Source organism: Aeromicrobium sp. Leaf245 (genome assembly GCF_942548115.1).
Taxonomy (GTDB): Bacteria; Actinomycetota; Actinomycetes; order Propionibacteriales; family Nocardioidaceae; genus Aeromicrobium.
Window position 1 is genome coordinate 3,049,767 of sequence record NZ_OW824151.1, and the last position, 18,076, is coordinate 3,067,842.

At 72.0% G+C, this 18,076-nt stretch carries 16 protein-coding genes; 5 read left to right on the forward strand and 11 right to left on the reverse strand.

From position 1 onward, the window contains the following. Positions 1 to 49: 49 nt before the first annotated feature. From ahcY to NBW76_RS14935, 4 genes are read right to left on the reverse strand one after another with little or no spacing between them, the layout of a single operon-like run. Positions 50 to 1,492: an adenosylhomocysteinase gene (ahcY, locus tag NBW76_RS14920; RefSeq protein ID WP_055968883.1), complete on the reverse strand. Its 1,443-nt coding sequence runs from the start codon at positions 1,490 to 1,492 to the stop codon at positions 50 to 52. Between the two features lie 42 nt (positions 1,493 to 1,534). After that, positions 1,535 to 1,705 carry a Trm112 family protein gene (locus NBW76_RS14925; protein ID WP_082480477.1) on the reverse strand — a complete coding sequence of 57 codons (171 nt, stop codon included), beginning with the start codon at positions 1,703 to 1,705 and terminating at the stop codon, positions 1,535 to 1,537. Between the two features lie 18 nt (positions 1,706 to 1,723). Further along, positions 1,724 to 3,085, reverse strand: a complete 1,362-nt coding sequence (locus tag NBW76_RS14930) for a phosphomannomutase/phosphoglucomutase (RefSeq protein ID WP_056552402.1) — start codon at positions 3,083 to 3,085, stop codon at positions 1,724 to 1,726. Next, the gene (locus NBW76_RS14935) at positions 3,086 to 3,421 is read right to left on the reverse strand and encodes a DUF3499 domain-containing protein (RefSeq protein ID WP_055968889.1); all 336 of its coding nucleotides are present in this window, start codon (positions 3,419 to 3,421) and stop codon (positions 3,086 to 3,088) included. A 49-nt stretch (positions 3,422 to 3,470) separates the two neighbouring features. Between NBW76_RS14935 and NBW76_RS14940 the strand changes: the two genes are divergently transcribed. Then, positions 3,471 to 3,920, forward strand: coding sequence for a metallopeptidase family protein (locus NBW76_RS14940; protein WP_156364657.1), 450 nt, complete (start codon positions 3,471 to 3,473; stop codon positions 3,918 to 3,920). 36 nt (positions 3,921 to 3,956) lie between these two features. On the opposite strand, the gene NBW76_RS14945 is transcribed toward NBW76_RS14940, so the two are convergent. From NBW76_RS14945 to NBW76_RS14955, 3 genes are read right to left on the reverse strand one after another with little or no spacing between them, the layout of a single operon-like run. Further along, entirely contained in the window at positions 3,957 to 5,378 is a 1,422-nt protein-coding gene (locus tag NBW76_RS14945; RefSeq protein ID WP_156364658.1) for a DUF5719 family protein, read from the reverse strand. Continuing rightward, positions 5,375 to 8,206, reverse strand: a complete 2,832-nt coding sequence (locus NBW76_RS14950) for a glycosyltransferase family 2 protein (RefSeq protein WP_056552404.1) — start codon at positions 8,204 to 8,206, stop codon at positions 5,375 to 5,377. The genes NBW76_RS14945 and NBW76_RS14950 overlap by 4 nt, the downstream gene beginning before the upstream one ends. A gap of 54 nt (positions 8,207 to 8,260) precedes the next feature. Then, entirely contained in the window at positions 8,261 to 8,515 is a 255-nt protein-coding gene (locus NBW76_RS14955) for a WhiB family transcriptional regulator (RefSeq protein WP_055970219.1), read from the reverse strand. Positions 8,516 to 8,664: 149 nt separating this feature from the next. Between NBW76_RS14955 and NBW76_RS14960 the strand changes: the two genes are divergently transcribed. The 3 genes from NBW76_RS14960 to NBW76_RS14970 all read left to right on the forward strand — a co-directional run bounded on the left by NBW76_RS14960 (position 8,665) and on the right by NBW76_RS14970 (position 11,075). Next, positions 8,665 to 9,336 carry a TIGR03089 family protein gene (locus NBW76_RS14960; protein ID WP_056552405.1) on the forward strand — a complete coding sequence of 224 codons (672 nt, stop codon included), beginning with the start codon at positions 8,665 to 8,667 and terminating at the stop codon, positions 9,334 to 9,336. A 76-nt stretch (positions 9,337 to 9,412) separates the two neighbouring features. Continuing rightward, positions 9,413 to 10,285 carry an ABC transporter permease gene (locus NBW76_RS14965; protein ID WP_055968907.1) on the forward strand — a complete coding sequence of 291 codons (873 nt, stop codon included), beginning with the start codon at positions 9,413 to 9,415 and terminating at the stop codon, positions 10,283 to 10,285. Further along, positions 10,269 to 11,075, forward strand: a complete 807-nt coding sequence (locus tag NBW76_RS14970) for an ABC transporter ATP-binding protein (protein WP_082481205.1) — start codon at positions 10,269 to 10,271, stop codon at positions 11,073 to 11,075. Before NBW76_RS14965 ends, NBW76_RS14970 begins: the two co-directional genes overlap by 17 nt. Positions 11,076 to 11,088: 13 nt before the next feature. On the opposite strand, the gene NBW76_RS14975 is transcribed toward NBW76_RS14970, so the two are convergent. The 3 genes from NBW76_RS14975 to NBW76_RS14985 all read right to left on the reverse strand — a co-directional run bounded on the left by NBW76_RS14975 (position 11,089) and on the right by NBW76_RS14985 (position 15,737). After that, a complete protein-coding gene (locus NBW76_RS14975) occupies positions 11,089 to 12,723 on the reverse strand; it encodes a CDP-glycerol glycerophosphotransferase family protein (protein ID WP_056552408.1) in 1,635 nt (544 codons plus the stop codon). Then, on the reverse strand, positions 12,717 to 14,192 hold the full coding sequence (locus NBW76_RS14980) for an LCP family protein (RefSeq protein ID WP_055968911.1): 1,476 nt from the start codon (positions 14,190 to 14,192) through the stop codon (positions 12,717 to 12,719). The genes NBW76_RS14975 and NBW76_RS14980 overlap by 7 nt, the downstream gene beginning before the upstream one ends. An 87-nt stretch (positions 14,193 to 14,279) precedes the next feature. Then, complete coding sequence (locus NBW76_RS14985; protein ID WP_055968914.1) at positions 14,280 to 15,737, reverse strand: LCP family protein; 1,458 nt, start codon at positions 15,735 to 15,737, stop codon at positions 14,280 to 14,282. A 169-nt stretch (positions 15,738 to 15,906) separates the two neighbouring features. On the opposite strand from NBW76_RS14985, the gene NBW76_RS14990 reads away from it, so the two are divergent. Beyond that, complete coding sequence (locus NBW76_RS14990) at positions 15,907 to 17,049, forward strand: LCP family protein (protein ID WP_056552411.1); 1,143 nt, start codon at positions 15,907 to 15,909, stop codon at positions 17,047 to 17,049. Positions 17,050 to 17,097: 48 nt separating this feature from the next. Here the strand turns inward: NBW76_RS14990 and NBW76_RS14995 are convergent, their stop codons facing one another. Further along, positions 17,098 to 17,391, reverse strand: a complete 294-nt coding sequence (locus NBW76_RS14995; protein WP_055968919.1) for a GNAT family N-acetyltransferase — start codon at positions 17,389 to 17,391, stop codon at positions 17,098 to 17,100. Positions 17,392 to 18,076: the final 685 nt, after the last annotated feature.

The window sequence follows — 18,076 nt, forward strand, 5'->3', positions numbered from 1 at the left end:
CGACGCTCGACCGCCGTGTGCCGGACCATCGTGCTCGCTCTCACCACCCTCAGTAGCGGTAGAGGTCCGACTTGTACGGCCCCGCCACGTCGACGCCGAGGTACGCGGCCTGCTCCTTCGTGAGCTCGGTGAGCTCGACACCCAGGGCGTCGAGGTGCAGACGGGCGACCTCCTCGTCGAGGTGCTTGGGCAGCACGTGCACGCCCAGCTCGTACTGGTCGGCCTTCGTGAACAGCTCGACCTGCGCGAGCACCTGGTTGGTGAAGGAGTTGCTCATCACGAACGACGGGTGGCCGGTGGCGTTGCCGAGGTTGAGCAGGCGACCCTCCGAGAGCACGATGATCTTCTTGCCGTCGGGGAAGATCCACTGGTGGACCTGCGGCTTGATCTCGTCCTTGACGATGCCGGGGATCTTGGCCAGGCCCGCCATGTTGATCTCGTTGTCGAAGTGGCCGATGTTGCCGACGATGGCCTGGTTCTTCATCTTCTCGAAGTGCTCGACGGTGATGATGTCGAAGTTGCCCGTCGTGGTGATGAAGATGTCGGCCGTCTCGACGACGGACTCGAGACGCTTGACCTCGTAGCCGTCCATCGCGGCCTGGAGGGCGCAGATCGGGTCGATCTCGGTGACGATGACGCGCGCACCCTGGCCGCGCAGGGACTCCGCCGAGCCCTTGCCGACGTCGCCGTAGCCGCACACGACGGCGACCTTGCCGCCGATCATCACGTCGGTGGCGCGGTTGATGCCGTCGATGAGCGAGTGGCGGCAGCCGTACTTGTTGTCGAACTTGCTCTTCGTGACCGAGTCGTTGACGTTGATCGCCGGGAAGAGCAGCGTGCCCTCGCGGAAGCGGTCGTAGAGGCGCAGCACGCCGGTGGTGGTCTCCTCCGAGACGCCCTTCACGAGCGGCGCGCGGTTCGTCCAGCGCTTGGGGTCGTTCTCGAGCGAGCGGGCCAGGACGCGCAGCACCTCCTTGAACTCCTCGTTGTCGGTGGAGTCCTGGGGCGGCACGGCGCCGACCTTCTCGTACTCGACGCCGAGGTGCAGCAGCATCGTGATGTCGCCACCGTCGTCGAGGAGCATGTTGGGTCCACCCACCTCGCCGTCGACGCCCGGGAAGTCGAAGACCTTCTCGGCCTCGTCCCAGTACTCGGCGAGGCTCTCGCCCTTCCAGGCGAAGACCGGGACGCCCTGCGGGTCGTCCGGCGTGCCGTGGGGGCCGACGACGACCGCAGCGGCCGCGTGGTCCTGGGTGGAGAAGATGTTGCAGGTGGCCCAGCGGATGTCGGCACCCAGGTCGGCGAGGGTCTCGATCAGCACGGCGGTCTGGACCGTCATGTGCAGGGAACCGGCGATGCGGGCGCCCGCGAGGGGCTTCTTGTCCCCGAAGCGCTCGCGCATGGCCATCAGGCCCGGCATCTCGTGCTCGGCGAGCTCGATCTCCTTGCGTCCGAACTCGGCGAGCGACAGGTCAGCGACGTTGAAATCCATGTCGCCCAGGATACCCGGCCCGCCCCTGGTGCGTGGGGGGAGTCAGGAGAGAGCGCGCGCTTCCTCGACCAGCATCACCGGGATGTCGTCACGGACGGGGTAGGCGAGGCTGCAGGCCTGGCACACCAGCTCCGACGCGTCGTGGTCGACGAACAGCGACGACCGGCACTGCGGGCAGACCAGGATCTCCAGGAGTGCGGGGTCGAGGATCATGCGTCCACTCTAGAGGGCTCAGGACCGGATCGCGGCGAGCACCTCGTCACGCACCCGTCCCATGGTGGCCTCGTCGGCACCCTCGACGTTGAGCCGCAGCAGCGGCTCGGTGTTGGAGGCCCGCACGTTGAACCACCAGTCGGCGGCGGTGACCGTCAGGCCGTCGAGTCGGTCCTGCTCGTGGTCGGCGTACGCGCGGACGAGTCGTTCGATCACGGCGTCCGCGTCGTCGACCCGACTGTTGATCTCGCCCGACGCGCTGTAGCGGGAGTACTCCGCCATGAGGGCGCTGACCGTGGAGTCGGTCTCGGCCAGGGCGGCCAGGACGTGCAGCGCCGCCAGCATCCCGGAGTCGGCGAGGTAGAACTCGCGGAAGTAGAAGTGCCCGGAGTGCTCGCCGCCGAAGACCGCGCCGGTGCGGGCCATCTCCGCCTTGATCAGCGAGTGCCCGACGGGCGTCCGGACGGGCACTCCCCCGCGCTCGGTGACGATCTCGGGGACGGCCCGCGAGCAGATGACGTTGTGCAGGATGGTGGCGCCGGGCTCGAGGAGCAGGTGGCGCGAGGCCACGAGCGCCGTGATGGCGGACGGCGCGACGACGTCGCCGTGCTCGTCGATCACGAAGCAGCGGTCGGCGTCCCCGTCGAACGCCAGGCCGAGGTCGGCCCCGTGCTCACGGACCGCGGCCTGCAGGTCCACCAGGGTGGTGTGGTCGAGCGGGTTGGCCTCGTGGTTCGGGAAGGTGCCGTCGAGCTCGAGGTACAGACCGATCACCTCGAGGTCGAGGCGGCCCAGCACGGCGGGGACCGTGTGCCCGGCCATGCCGTTGCCGGCATCCACCACGACCTTCAGCCGACGGCCCTCGACCGGCGCCAGGCGCAGCAGGGTGTCGGCGTAGGTGGTCAGGAACTCCAGCGTCTCGACCGTGCCGACCGGTGCCGGCACGGCGGACTCCTCGCGCTCGAGCAGCGGACCGGCCGCCTCGGCCATGGCCGCCAGGCCGGTGGACAGACCGATCGGTCGCGCGCCCGCACGGCACAGCTTGAGACCGTTGTCGGCCGCAGGGTTGTGGCTGGCGGTGACCATGATGCCCGGGACGTCGAGCACGCCGGACGCGCAGTACAGCATGTCGGTGGAGGCGAGCCCGATGTCGACGACGTCGGCGCCGCGCGACCGGATCCCGTCGGCGACCGCCCGGACGACGTCGGGCGAGGAGGCCCGCATGTCGCGGCCGACCACGGCGCGTCCCCCGCCGTCCGCGATGCCGACCTCGTCGGCGAAGGCCTCGCCCAGCGCCCGCGCGATCGTGGTGTCGAGCTGGTCGGGGACCCGACCACGGACGTCGTAGGCCTTGACGACAGGGCGCAGCCGTGCGTGCATTCAGTCCTCGTTCGGTGGGGGGACCAGGGTCAGTCCCGGTGGTCCCGGTGCAGGGCGCGGACGTCGGCGGCCCACCTCGCGCACCGCGTCGGCGAGCGCCAGGAGGTCGTCGTGGCTCGGGCGCACCGTGGACGGGTCGGGTGCGAGCCGCAGCACGCTCCAGCCGTTGGGCGCGGACAACCGGGCTGAGTGCGCCTCGCACAGGTCGTAGGTGTGCGGCTCCGCCGCCGTGGCCAGCGGGCCGAGCACCGCGGTCTGGTCGGCGTAGACATAGGTCAGCGTCGCCACAGCCGGCTGGGAGCACGCGGACCGCGTGCAGCGTCGAACAGCACCCACCCGCCGAGCGTAGCCGTGTGATCGGCCTCCGGGCCGTTAGGCTCTCGGTGTGGCGGGACGTCTGCAGCACCTCGGCGGGGCGGTGAGCGGACCCCGGCCCGGTCGGATGCGGGCGCGCCGACGCGCTGCACGCGGGCCACTCGCCCTGCCCGGCCCGTTGTCACCGGCGAGCGTCCCGGCCCACCGGACGCCCCGCGAGGAGTTCGACCACCTGGTCGCCGGTGTGCTTGCGCCGCTCGAGAAGCACTTCGACGCCGAGCCCGACGAGGTCGAGGTCGTCGTCGAGGACGTCCCCCTGCTGCCGGCCGACTGGACCGACGAGGTGCCGCTGAGCAACCTGTCGCGACGCGGCGACGTGGCCCTCGTGGTGCTCTACCGCCGACCGCTCACCGACCGCTGCACGAGCCGGGTCGAGCTCGAGGACCGGGTCTGGGACGTCGTCCTGCACCGTCTCGCCGAGGTCTGGCAGGTCTCCCCCGACGACCTCGATCCTCGCTGACCACGACGACCGGCACGGCCGGGTCGTGGGCGGGGCTCAGGGCGCCGGTCGGACCCGTGGTGCGAGGACGTCCGTCGGGGCAGCGGTCAGCGCCAGGCTCGCTCTCCGGTCGCCGTCGCTGAACTGCGCCGCGCCCACCACGCCCCCGGTCGAGCGGACCACGAGCGACGTCACGCCGTCGAGGTCGAGCTCGTCGTCGGGGTCCACCCCGATCGTCGTGCCCGCGGGGACCGCGACCTCGGCACGCGACACCACCTCGAGGTCGGCGTCGCGGGCCTCGAGGACGACTCGTCGGTCCACGTCGGCGCCAGGGGCGCTGAGCACGAGCTCGGGCACGCCGAGGCCTCCCTTGACCGGCACGACCGCCGGGCCGGTCCACGGTCCGACCGCCTCCGTCGTCACCGTGTCGTCACCGGTCGGGGACACCGAGGCCGTCGCGACGACCGGGGTGTCGGCGACCAGGCGGAGGGCGACGCGTCCCGACCCCGCGCTGCGCGGGACCTCGACCGACACGACCCGCCCGGCCCCGACCTTCACCTCGCCCAGGCCCTCGGGGACGAACGCACCGTCCGATCCCAGCACCTCGACCGCGACACGGGCCGTCGACCCCGACGGGTTGAGCACGTGGAGCGTGCGGCCGCGTTCCCCGGCCGGGAGCCCGGCCACCACGAGACGGCGCGCGGGCTCGGGTGCCGGGCTCACGAGCTCCGAGCCCTGCGAGGCGCCCGTGGAGGTGTCGAGCACGGAGACCGCGACGGCGCCTCGACGACGGGAGACGTGCACCCCGAGGTCGGGCTCGCCCGCCGCGAGGTCGGCCAGGGGCACCGTGCGGGTGTCGCCCGGCTCGACGACGAGACCGTCTCCGCCCACCGCGTCGACGGGGCCGTCCGCCGACCACAGCGACACGTCGACGACGGCCGGGGTGTCGGCGAGGTTCGTCAGCACGAGGTCGCTCAGGTGGCGCTGACCCGACCCGAGCCCGGCGTACCAGGCGTCGGCGACGACGCCCTGGCACCGGCCGACGACGAGACCCTCGCCCTGGTCCTCGTCGAGGGTCCCGGAGACGAAGCCGACCGCGCCGGACCCCGTGCCGCGCTGCGTGACGACGAGCGCGTCGGCGTCGTCGCCCAGCACGTCGTCGAGCTCCGAGCGGACCCAGCTCCGTGGGTCGGCGGCACCGTCGACGGCGGCGCCACCGGGCCGCGCTCGAGCCGAGGTCGAGGATCCGGCGTCGACCTGGCCCGTCGCGAGGTCGGGCGCACCGGTGCAGGCGTAGGTGGTCTCGCTCGCGGGCACCGGGCGCGGCGCCTCGGTGGACCCGGGCGCGGCGGGCGCGAGCCCTGCCGCGACGACCAGGCCCGCCGCGATCACCGGCAGCAGGGCGAGGGCGAGCCCGCGACCACCGCCGGGGGCGGATCGAGATCGCGATCCACCGCGCACGCGTGTTCCGCCACTCATGCCCGGACCTCCTCGGCGTCGTCCTCGACCGTGCTCTCGCGGCGCCGGACCGGTGCGGTGAGCACGATGGCGAGGAGCCACAGCACGAGCTGACCGCCGGCGACCCACGGCCGCCACGGCACCCCGTCGACGGCGGGCCGCGCGGCCGGCTCCACCATCGTCCAGACGCGCGACGTCGGCGCGTCGCTGCCCGAGGGCTCCAGCAGGGGTGCGGCGTCGAGGGCTCGGGCCACGTCGGCGTCCACGTCGGGGGCGTACACCGCGTCGATGCCCAGGGCGCCCAGCCGCCGGATCCCGTCGGCACCCGGCGCCGACAGCACCGACTCCACCGCTGCCGTGAGGTCCGCCGTGGAGCGCTCGGACGGTCGCAGGCCCTCCTCGCCGATCACGGGCCCCTCGCCGCGGACGACCGAGACCAGGACCCCCTCGGCCGTCGAGCCGGAGACGACCAGCGTGTCACCGGGACGCTCCGTGAGGAAGGCCGGGACGCTGTCGGGACGCGCCCGGTCGATCGGGTCGGCGACACCGCGGGCCACCCACCAGACCCCCGTGCCGACGGGCAGGACCAGCGCGACGACCAGGACCGCGACGCCTGCGCTCCGGCCCCGGTCGGCCATCAGGGTCGGCACGCCGACCAGTGCGGCCGTGCCGAGCGCCAGGACGACGGCCCCGACCGGGACGCCGACCCACGGCTGCACCGGGACCGGGCTCCCCGGGACGGCACCGTCCACGACGACGCCGACGACCGCGACCGCCAGGGCCAGCAGTCCGAGCACCCAGCACACCCCGGCGACCGAGCGCGTGGCCCGCGGCAGGAGCGCGAGGACCGCCAGGACGACGAGCCCCGCCCCGAGCCAGAGGGGCGCCTGCTCCGGCGAGCCCGCCCGGCCGACGACGAGTCCGAGCGCGGTCCGCCACCCGGGCCCGGCGCCGGGAAGGAGCTCGCCGCTCTCCCACCACCACAGCATCGGGTGCAGCACCCGGGTGAGCAGCCACGGGCCCACCAGGACCACGGCGACCGCCACGCCGATCAGCGCCGGTCGGGCGAGCCTGCGGTCGACCAGCAGCAGGACCCCGAGACCGAGGACGGCCAGCAGGAGCACCACGGGGGCGAAGGCCGTGCCCACGGCCACCCAGATCCCCCACCGCAGGGCCGTGCGACGCGGCGCCTCCCCGTGATCGGCCAGCTGCAGCGTCGTGGTGACCACGACGGGCAGCACCACGAGGGCGACGACCGTGCCGAGCCGACCCTCGGAGACCGCTCCGGTGGCGACGACCGTCAGCGCGTAGCCGACCGCCCAGACGATCCGCAGCCTGCGGTGGTCGGTGAGACGCCGTCCCAGACGGTGGGCCGTGAGCCCGGCCAAGGGGACGGCCAGCAGCAGGAGCGGTCCGACGACGAGCCCTGGCGCGAACCACACGGGCGTGGAGGCGAGGGCCAGCAGCAGCACCGTCGTGGGCACCGGGTCGGTGCTGCCCAGGCCGACGTCGTGGCTGCGCTCGAACCAGATCCGCCACCACTCCCCCGCAGAGCCGGGGGTGGCACCGAGCGCCCCACCGGTGAGCGAGCTCCCCGCCGGCCCGACGAAGAGCCCCCGGGCGGCCAGGAGCGAGAGGAGCACGAGCACCGACACCGTGACGAGCCAGGGCCTCCGCCTCCACAGCGACGGTCCGTCGTCGAGGGGCGCGTCGCCGACGCCCTCGTCGGCCGTGGACCGGCGTCCCGTCGTCTCGACGGACTCGGGTCGCACGAGCGCCACGACCGCGTCGCGCGCGGCGTCGTACCCGTGCCGGTAGGGCAGCCAGAACGGCGCGAACAGGTGTCGGACCTCCCGGTCGTCGCGGCGGGCGGTGCCGATCCGGCTCCGCCGGGCGTCGCGCAGCCGGCCGGGGTGTGCGTAGACGGAGACCAGCGCCTGCAGCTCGTCGCCGGCCGCCTCGGGGTCGCGGGCGACGAGGAGACCCAGCGTGCGCAGGAGGGTCCCGGCCAGCAGCCGGAGGTACTGCCACCAGAACCGGCGACCGGACACGTTCGCGAGCTGCACGTGGAGCGCTGCCCGTCGCTGCTCCCAGGGCTCGACGTCGCCCGCCACCCGGCGCCGGGTCCCGCGACGCGAGGCCTCGGCATGGAAGAGGACGGCCCGCGGGGCGATCCGGGTGCGGTACCCGGCCCGTGCCACGCGCCAGCCGAGGTCGACGTCGTCGAAGTACAGAGGGAGCTCGGCGTCGAGTCCGCCCAGCTCGTCCCACACGTCGCGACGCACGAGCATGCCGGCGGTGTTGACCGCGAGCACGTCGCGCGGCCAGTCGTGCTGGCCGGCGTCGGGCTCACCCGTCTCCAGCCCGGTCTCCCTGGCACCGGTGGACGTGACGGTCAGACCCACCTCGACGAGGCGCCGCAGGGACGGCCACTCGCGGATCTTGGGACCGACCACGGCGATGTCGTCGGCCGTGGTGGCCTCGTCGAGGAGGGCGGCCAGCGTGTCGGGACGCACCGCCGCGTCGTCGTGCAGGAGCCAGATCCAGTCCGTGCGCGGCATGGCCGAGACCGCCCGGTGGACGGCCTCGCCGAAGCCGGTCCCGGCCGGCGCGTAGGTGATGCGGTCCGCACCGAACGAGGAGCGGACCAGGTCGGCCCCGTCGTCGGTGGAGCTGACGTCGACGACCCGCCACAGGGTCGGGTCGTGCTCGAGGGCGGCGAAGGAGGCCAGCACCTGAGGGAGCCACCGGGCTCCGTTGTGGGTGACGAGGACCGCCCCCACCGTCGGAGGCGACGATCGCCAGGCGGGGACGACAGGTGCCTCGTCGTCGGTACCGGGCTCGTCCATGCCCGCCAACCTAGCGGGGGGCGAAAGTGCGGCCGGGTGCGCCCGGACGCCGCCTCAGGCGCGCTTCTTGAGCTTGCGCCGCTCCCGCTCGGAGAGCCCGCCCCAGATGCCGAACCGCTCGTCGTGGGCCAGGGCGTACTCGAGGCACTCGCCCCGGACGTCGCAGGTGAGGCAGACCCGCTTGGCCTCCCGGGTCGAGCCGCCCTTCTCGGGGAAGAACGCCTCCGGGTCGGTCTGGGCACAGAGCGCACGCTCCTGCCACATGAGCTCCTCTTCGGGCGACAGTGGCAGACCCAGATCGAATGACATGTCCGTAATTACACGCCTGGCGCTGCCATACGTCAAGCGGAATTGCACGATCCGCGGAACCTCCGGCGTGTCGCGCCGCCTTCCAGGGGCCGCGCCGTGCTCACCGGCCCCACCCGACCGCGCTCGCGCCACGGCGGGAGGATGGACCCATGCCCACCCTCGCCGACCTCCTCCCCGCCGTCCGCGAACCCGGGCGACCGCTGCTCACCTGGGACGACCGCACGACCGGCGAACGGGTGGAGCTGAGTGCCACGACCACCGCCAACTGGGTCGCGAAGACGGCGTCCCTGCTCGTCGACGAGCTCGACGCCGAGATCGGGACCCGCGTCCGGATCGGCCTGCCGAGCCACTGGCTGCGCTTCGTGTGGCTGCTCTCCTCCTGGACCGTGGGGGCGGTCATCGTCGACCGCGACGCCGACATCGGGGTCAGCGGCCCCGACCTCGTGGGCGACGAGCCGGTGCGTCTGGCCGCGTCGCTGCGTCCGCTCGGTGGCCCCTTCGTCAGCCCGCCGGAGGGATTCGTCGACCTCGCCACCGTCGTCCCGGGGCAGCCGGACGCGTTCACGCCCCTCGACGTCCCGCACGCCGGGTCGGCCGCGCTCGACCTGGCCGGCGCGGACCCGCTCGACCACGCCGGGCTCGTCGAGCTCGGCGCTCCCGATCCGCGGCGGGTGCTCGTGGAGCCCGGCGACCTCCGCCGGGACGCGCTGCTCCTGGTGAGCGCCCTGCGTGGTGGTGGATCGCTCGTGGTCGTGGCTGGTGCCGACGCCGACCAGCTGGAGCGCGTGGCGCAGCAGGAGCGGGCCCATGTCCAGCCCTGACCCATCCACTACACTTTCGACGGCTGCATCCCCTTCCCCGCCCGCCGCCGCGACGACAGAAAGGCCCTCCGCCAGGATGAGTCGTCACCGCGCGATCGCCAGCAAGACGGGCGGGACCCACGGGCTCACGAAGGTGGGTGGACGGCCGCCGCTGCTCCGCTACCTCGCCGAGGTCCTCCGGCGCCGCGAGTTCATCTACTCGCTGGCGCGCTACCGGCTCGAGGCCGAGAACGGGCGCAACCGGCTCGGCATGGGCTGGGTCGTGCTCAAGCCCCTGCTCAACGCCGCGGTCTACGGACTCGTGTTCGGCTTCCTGCTGCAGACCAGCCGCGGCGTCGAGTCGTTCGTGGCGTTCCTCGTCATCGGGGTCCTGATGTTCGAGTACTTCTCCACGTGCTTCACCACCGGCGCGAAGTCGATCACCTCCAACGCCGCGCTCGTCCAGAGCCTCAGCTTCCCGCGCATGTCCCTCCCGCTCGCCCTCGTGGCGCAGCGGTTCATGCAGTTCGTGCCGATGGTGGTCATCATGGCCGCCGTGGCGCTGGCCTACGGCAGCGTGCCGGACGTCGAGTGGCTCCTGCTGGTGCCGCTCGTCCTGCTCTTCACGGTGTTCAACACCGGGCTCACGCTCATCACGGCGCGTCTCACGGTGCACTTCCGCGACCTGACGCAGCTGCTGCCGTTCGTCTCGCGGTTCTTCTTCTACACGTCGGGCATCTTCTACAGCATCGACCAGCGCTTCGACGCGAACTCGATCTTCCGGACCGTCGCCGACGCCCAGCCGATCCACGAGTTCCTGTCGCTGGGTCGGGCCATCCTGCTGGACGGGCCCTCGTACACGATGCCCTGGCACTTCTGGGCGTACGCCTCCGCCTGGTCGGTGGCCGTGCTGGTGTTCGGCACCATCTACTTCTGGGCGGCGGAGGAGCGTTATGGCCGAACCGACTGACGACACGGGCCTCGACGACACGGGCCTCGACAGCGCCGGGCCGACGGGGGAGCTCACCCGACGTCCCGTCGTGGAGGTCGTCGACGTGCACGTGGAGTACAAGGTGCTGGCCACCGGCAAGCGTGCGACCGCGGCCGACGCGGGGCGCAAGCTCATGCAGCGGTCCCGCAGCACCCGCACCGTGCACGCCCTCAAGGGGGTCTCGTTCACGGCCTACGAGAACGACAGCATCGGCGTCATCGGCTCCAACGGCTCGGGCAAGTCGACGCTCATGCGCGCGATCGTCGGCCTGACCCCCACCTCCAAGGGCGCCATCTACGCGTCGTCACGGCCGAGCATGCTGGGGGTCGGCGCCGCGCTCATCAAGGACCTCTCGGGCGAGCGGAACGTGATCCTGGGCGGACTGGCGCTCGGTCTGTCCCGCGACGAGATCGAGGCGAAGTACGACGAGATCGTCGAGTTCTCCGGCATCCGCGACTTCATCGACCTGCCGATGCGCACCTACTCCTCCGGCATGACCGCGCGCCTGAAGTTCGCGATCGCCACGGCGCGCGACCACGAGATCCTCATCGTCGACGAGGCGCTCGCCGTCGGCGACAAGGGCTTCCGCGACCGCAGCGAGGCCCGCATCCGCGAGATCCGCGACAACGCCGGCACCGTGTTCCTGGTCAGCCACTCGATGCGCTCGATCCGCGACACCTGCAACCGGGTGATCTGGATCAACAAGGGCGTCCTGATGATGGACGGACCGCCCGACGAGGTCATCCCCGCCTACGAGAAGTCCAAGTAGCCGCGCCCTCCGGTCACGACATCGCCTCGATGGCAGCGACCGCCCGGGCCGCGCTTCCCTGGTCGCCGGCATGGGCGAAGAAGCGGTGCACCGCGGCGTCGGCGGCGGGGTCACGGCGCCCGGCGTCCAGCCGCTCCACCACCGCTGCGACGGCGGCGTCGACGTCGCGCACGACGGTGGCGATGCCGATCTCGTCGACCTCGAACGCGTGCGGGCGCCCGGCCTGCTCGAACGCGGGGTCGACGTGGGCCGCCACCACCGGCAGGCCGAGGAGGGCCGCGTCGAACAACGTCGAGGAGTAGTCGGTGAGGAAGACCGAGGCGCGGCGCAGCACCGCACCGAACTCCTCACGCTCCTGGTCGACCAGTCGCACGTCCGACCGGGCGTCCACGAGGTCGGCGAGCAGCCCCCGCGCCTCGTAGTGGGGCAGGACCTCCAGCACGGCGCCGTGACGCTCGAGCGCAGCAGCCAGCGCGGGGTGCTCGACGACCCCACGGACGAGCTGCGCGTACCCGGACTCCTCCACGCCACGGACGGGGCCACCGCCGCCCTCCCGGTAGGAGGGCACGACCAGGTCGGCCCGCCACGTCGGCGCGAAGAGGACCCGAGGCCCCCCGGCGGCAGGCTCACGGACGAGCAGGTCGTGGCGAGGCAGTCCGGTGAGCACCGCACGGTCCCCGTACCCGAGCCGTCCGGCGATCCAGTCACGCTCGGCCGCTGCGGACGTGAGCACGAGGTCGTACCCGGCGACCAGCCGCCCGATGACCGGCGCCAGGTCGCGGTAGACGACGCCGTGCTGGAGGAACACCCGGCGTGTGCCGACCCGGGGCCGGACGTGGCGCACGTAGTCGTCGCGTCCCCACGCCTCCGGGATGCCGTAGACGTCGGGGTCGAAGGCGTTGACGAGGTGGCTGGCGTGCCACAGCAGCAGCCGGTGCCGCCACGACCCGTGGGCCACCACGCGACCGAGCGGACGCATCCGGGCCCAGCCCGGGGTGCCCCGCTCGACGACGTAGTACGCCCGCAGGTCGCGCCGGTGCCGGCGCAGGTGCGCGAAGAGCGCAGCGCCGTTGTCCTGCGCGGTGTCACGTCGCTCCCCCACCAGCCAGAGCGGGCGGCGGTGCATCCACCCGGTCAGGGCACGGAGGACCCGCCAGCCCCAGAGCGGCTCACGCCGGCGCACCGCACGCAGGTCGGAGCGGCGCCTCAGCCGCGCCGCCGCACGCTCCCCACCGTCGAGCAGCTCGACCACGACCGCGTCGCCGTCGGCTCGCACGTCGAGGGCGACGTCGCCGTGGGCCCCGAGGGTGGCGTTCCTGAACAGGGCCCGTGTCGGGCGGAGCCGCAGCACCCGGCCCTCGACGGCCATCTCGGGGCGGACGACGCCCCGCGGCCACGCGGCGAGGGGCACCTCGACGACCAGTGCGGACCAGGGGCCGTACCGAACCCGGCGGTCCGGTCGTTCCACCCATCGCGCCCCGACCCGGACGTCCCCGAGCCGCAGCTCTGCGTCCAGGCCCGGCCGCTCGTCGACGCGGGTGTCCGGCACCCGCAGGTGGGCGTGCAGCGTGACCGTGCCTGCGTCGGCGTCCACGTCGATCGCGTCGACGAAGCCCTTCGAGCCCTCCAGGTCGGCGGCACTCAGCACGCGGCGTCCAGGTCCTCGACGTTGTTCGCCGCGGCCTGGCTCGGGTCCTCCGAGGGATCGGTGGAGGGCGTCTGCGTCGGGTCGCTCGGGTCCGGCGTCGCCGACGACTCGGGCTCGGCCGACGTCTCGCCCTTGTTGGCGTCGCCACCGTGCGTCTCGATGATGGCCTGCTTGATCATGTCCTGGATGAGCGGGTAGTCCGGGGTCACCGTGGAGACGACCGGCGGGACGAGCGAGACCGTGCGGATCTTCGTGTTGCGGGCCTTCAGGGCCATGTCGGCGAACTCGCCGAGCGCCTCCGAGGGCATGTTCGTCGACAGGAGCTCCGCGCCCGACTTGGCGATGTCGGTGGCGTTGAGCAGCACCGTCTGCGGACTCATCTGGTCGAGCATCGCGACCATGAGGCACTTCTGGCGTCCCATGCGCGTGTAGTCGTCGGACTGGATCCGGCTGCGGGCGTACCAGAGCGCCTGGTTGCCGTCGAGGTTCTGGCGTCCGGGCTCGATGTACGTCTGCTTGTAGGCGTCCTCCTTGCCGAACATCGCGAGCCGTGTCTTGACGTCCATCTCGACGCCGCCGACCGCGTCGACCAGGGAGCGGAAGCCCTTGAGGTTGATCATCACGTAGTAGTTGATGGAGAGGTCGGTGACGCCCTCGACGGCGTCGATGGTCGCCTCGAGCCCGGGGTCGGCGGCACCGGGGTAGAGGTCGCTGCGGTTCTCGGCGGCCGTGTGCACGGCGTTGAGCAGGCACTCGGAGCCGCAGTTGTAGCCGAACGGGTACAGCTGGTGCATCGGCGACGACTCGCGGAACGGCACGTTCTGCAGGTTGCGCGGCAGCGAGACCAGGACCGTCTTGCCGCTCGAGGCGTCGATGCTGGCCACCGTCATGGAGTCGGGCCGGATGCCGGTGCGGTCCTTGCCGGAGTCCGAGCCGATGAGCAGGATGTTGTAGCGACCGGCCAGCGGAGGGCTCGTGGTCTCGGCCGAGAACACCTCCTGCACGGCGTCACGGCTCGCCGTGCTCACGCGCGAGGCGTAGACCGCCGAGCCGAGGACACCGACGACCAGGGCGGTGTTGAGCACCACCACGACGCCGGCCCGCGCGGGCGTCAGGCGCAGCGGACGCGCGAGACGCCAGGCGTCGATGAAGAGGGCGGCCCAGGCCACCGCGAGCACGCCGACGCCGATGCGGAAGACCTGGAGCACGTCGGGGTCGGTGACCAGCCCGATGATGCCGGCGCGGTCACCTCGGTAGGTCCACACGAGGTAGCCCAGCCCGGCGAGCAGCAGCACGTACACCGTGAGAGCGATGCGACCGACCCAGCGGTTGCCGACGGCCAGCTGCGCCGATCCCGGTGCCACGGCCGACATGAGGCACAGGCGGAGGGCGCGACGGAACCGCAACCGGGGTGTCAGGTCGTCGACGTCGGGTCCACGGCTGAGCACCTTCGCGCGACGACGTGTCATGGTTCCTCGGTCTCGAAGTGCTGGCGACGCACCATTATCGCTCACCGCGCCAAGCCCTCTCGTCCACGACCCGTGAGCACGGCGTGATCAGCAGGACGAGTCGAGGTCGTCGCTCTGGTTCGCCTTGGTCGGGTCCTTCGCGTCACCCGCCGACGAGGGCACCGACAGGGACGCGGCGAGGATGCCGTCCTTCGCCTGCTTCTTGCCCTCGGCCTTGTCGATCGCCTTGGAGATGAGCGAGCGCACCTTGTCGTAGTCGGGGTTGCCGGTGAAGATCACCGGAGGCACGAGCGAGACCGACGAGATGGGCTGCGCCTTGGCCTTCAGCGCGAGGTCCATGAACACGTTGAGGTCACGGGCCGGGATGTCGGTGTCGAGCAGCGTCTTGCTCGAGTCGGCGATCTTCTCCACGTTCATGAGGACCTTCTTGGGGCTGAGCTCGCGCAGCATCGCCGTCATGACGCACTTCTGGCGGCCCATGCGCGAGAAGTCGTTGTTGAGCACGCGGCTGCGGGAGTACCAGAGCGCCTGGTCGCCCGTGAGCTTCTGGCGTCCGGGCTCGATGTACCCACGGATCGGCGAGCCGATGCCGCCGATCGCCGTGCGCTCCTGGACGTCGATGCTGACACCGCCCACGGCGTCGATCAGGTCGGAGAAGCCCGCCATGTTCACGAGGGCGTAGTAGTTGAGGTCGAGCCCGGTGATGGCCTCGACGGCGTCGATCGTCGCCTGGATGCCGGGAGTGCGGTGCCCGACCTTCTTCACACCCATCTGGGCCGCGTTGTCGTCGGCCCACGTGTTGACCGCGTTGAGGTAGCAGCCGTCGCAGTCGAACGTGGACGGGAACTCCTTCTTCATGAACGAGTCGGAGGGGAACGGCACGTCCTCGAGGTTGCGCGGCAGGCCGATGAGCACCGTGCGGCCGGTCTCGGCGTCGATGCTGGCGACGTTGAGCGAGTCGGGGCGCATGCCCGAGCGGTCCTTGCCGGAGTCGGTGCCCATGAGCAGGACGTTGTAGCGGCCGTCGACGGGCTTGGAGGTCGTGGAGGCAGCGAACACGGTGTCGAGCACGCCGGTCTGGACGCCCACGAGGTGCGCGCCGAAGAACATGGCGCCGGCGGTGACGAAGCACAGCGCGCCGTTCAGCCCGGCGACCCAGAACCGGTGCCGACGGGCGAGGCGCAGCGGCTGGCCGAGGCGCCAGGCGTCGACGATGAGGACCATCCAGAACAGGGCGCCGCCGATGAGGGCGTACCGGACGGGCGTCAGGATCCGCCCGTCGGTGAGGAGCATGAACAGGCCGGACCGTGAGGTCAGGGCGAGCACGAGCACGAGGGCACCGACCGCGAGGCAGCCGAGCCAAATGCGCAGGGCGATACGGCCGATGCGCTTGTTGCCGGTGACGATCTGGGCCGAGCCGGGCATGACCAGCGTCATGACGGTCAGCGTGAGGGCGCGGCGCAGCTGGATGCGCTCGGAGGCCGCGTGGGCCGCCGCCGGGCCCGTCGAGGGCGAGTGGGGCGAGGTACGGGTGTTCTCGTGCATGTCGTCCTCAGAGGTCGCTGCCGGGGGAAGAGCAGGGCGAGCAGGTCGCGTCGATCGTCACACAAACTCTGTACCCGAGGTCGAGGGCGCGCCGGGACGAGCAGGTTTCTGCGTGGCGCCACCGCGCAGAAGCACCGCCGACGGGTACCGCTCGGATAGGTTCGGACCCATGCCAGAGCAACGCCCCGAGGACAGCTACGGATGGTTGTACGGCTCGGGCGACGACCGCGACGCCGATCGCGACCGCACCCGGCAGCAGCCGCAGCAGACCGTGCGCCGAGACGAGCTGCCGCCCCCCAACCTGCCCCCGCCCGGGTCGAGCCGCCGACCCGCGGCGGAGCCGCCGCGCAGGAAGCGCGGCCGACGCGGGCCCGGGCGCGTCGTGGCTCTGCTGCTGCTGGCCTGGCTCGCCTTCCTGGTCGGCACGCCTCTCTACGCCTACTCGACCGCCTCGAAGATCCCGTTCCAGCCCGAGGCCGAGCGTCCGGGCGACCAGCCCGGGACCACCTTCCTCATCGTCGGCTCGGACAGCCGGGCCGGACTCAGCAAGGAGGAGCAGTCCGAGCTGAGCACGGGCGGGGACGGCGGAGGTCGCGGACGCACCGACACGATCATGCTGCTGCACACCGGCGCCGGTCCGTCGATGCTCATGTCGATCCCCCGTGACTCGATCGTCGACGTGCCGGGCTACGGCTCGACCAAGATCAACGCGGCCTACGCCTACGGAGGCGCTCAGCTGCTGACCCAGACCGTGGAGCAGAACACCGGCATCACGGTCGACGACTACGTGGAGATCGGCTTCGGCGGGCTCGTGAAGGTGGTCGACGCCCTGGGTGGCGTCGAGATCTGCCCGAAGGAGGACATCAAGGACAAGGACTCCGGGCTCGACGTGAAGGCCGGGTGCCAGGAGGCCGACGGTGCGACGGCGCTGGCGTACTCGCGCAACCGCCACAGCTACGCCACGCAGGACATCCAGCGCGTGCAGAGCCAGCGCGAGGTGATCAGCGGCATCGCGAAGAAGGCGGCGTCGCCGTGGACGATCGTGAACCCGGTCCGGTACTGGGGCGTCAACACCGGCGCGGCCAGCGCGGTGCAGATCGGCGAGGGCACCAACCCCTACGACCTGGTCAAGTTCGCCCTCGGTCTGCGCTCGGCCATGGGGTCGGACGGTCTGAGCTGCACCGTCCCCCTGGCCGACTTCTCGGTCCGCTGGGACGCCGAGCGCAGCCAGCAGATGTTCGACCTCGTCAAGGCCGACCGCACCGGGAGCATCGGCGACCTGTGCACGGCCGACGGCCTGCCCAAGGACTGAGCGGCGGAGCCGCCGGCCACCGGGCCGGTCGGCGCGGGTCCCAGCAGGTCAGCGAGGGGCGTTGAACTGCAGGTCCTGGTAGTCCGGGTGGCGCCCGATCCAGGCGAGCACGAACGGGCACGTGACGAGCGCCTTCGCCCCCCGGGCCCGCGTGTCGTCGAGGATGCCGCGTGCCAGGAGGGAGCCGATGCCACGGCCCTCGTTCTCGCGCGGCACCTCGGTGTGGGTGATGACGACCAGCTCGTCGGTGCGCTGGTACTCCACGAAGCCGAGGAGCTCGTCGCCGAGGCGCGCCTCGAACCGGTTCTTGCCGGGCTGGTCCTCGACGGTCAGCTCTGCCATGGGACATCCTCTCGGTCGTGCGCCGCACCAGTTCCGTACGAGTGCCGCACCAGGATCCTGTCACGTCACGGAAGGGCCTCAGTCGGTCCGGGTGTTGCGGGTGGGTCCGCGGGGCGGGGGTCGACTTCCGCTCGCTGCTGCGTCGCAGTGGCCGCGAGTCGGGGTGGTCTCCCAGGGCCTCGACCGGAACGGTGGGTCTCGAATCGGCTGGGTCTGCGGGGCGCGACTGGGCCTTCTCCTGTTGCTGCGTCGCTGTGGCTGCGAGGCCGGTCGGTCTCCGAAAGGGCCTCGACCGCAGCCGGGGGTCTGGGCTCGGTTGGGTCTGCGGGGCCTGGCCACGATTCTCCATCTGCGCGTGATCCACGCACAGTTCTTCCTTCGCGTGGACCGTGCCACGGAGAGGAAGAATCTCTGCCCACCCCACACGCACCGGGGCCCCGGCGGACGCAGGATGCTGCCTTCGCGTGCTCAAGCCCGAACGATGCTGCGTTCACGACGGGATCCAACCGCGAACGCAGCATCCTTGGCCCCCTGACGCACGAACGCAGAATCTTGCGTCACCGGGAGCCGCGCTCCGAGTGCTCGACCGAGCCCGGACCCCGCCGCCGGCCGAGGCCCTTTCGGAGAGCAGGTCGACGACGGGCCACAGCAACGCAGCCGCAAGGCACGACCCAGCCGGAGCAGC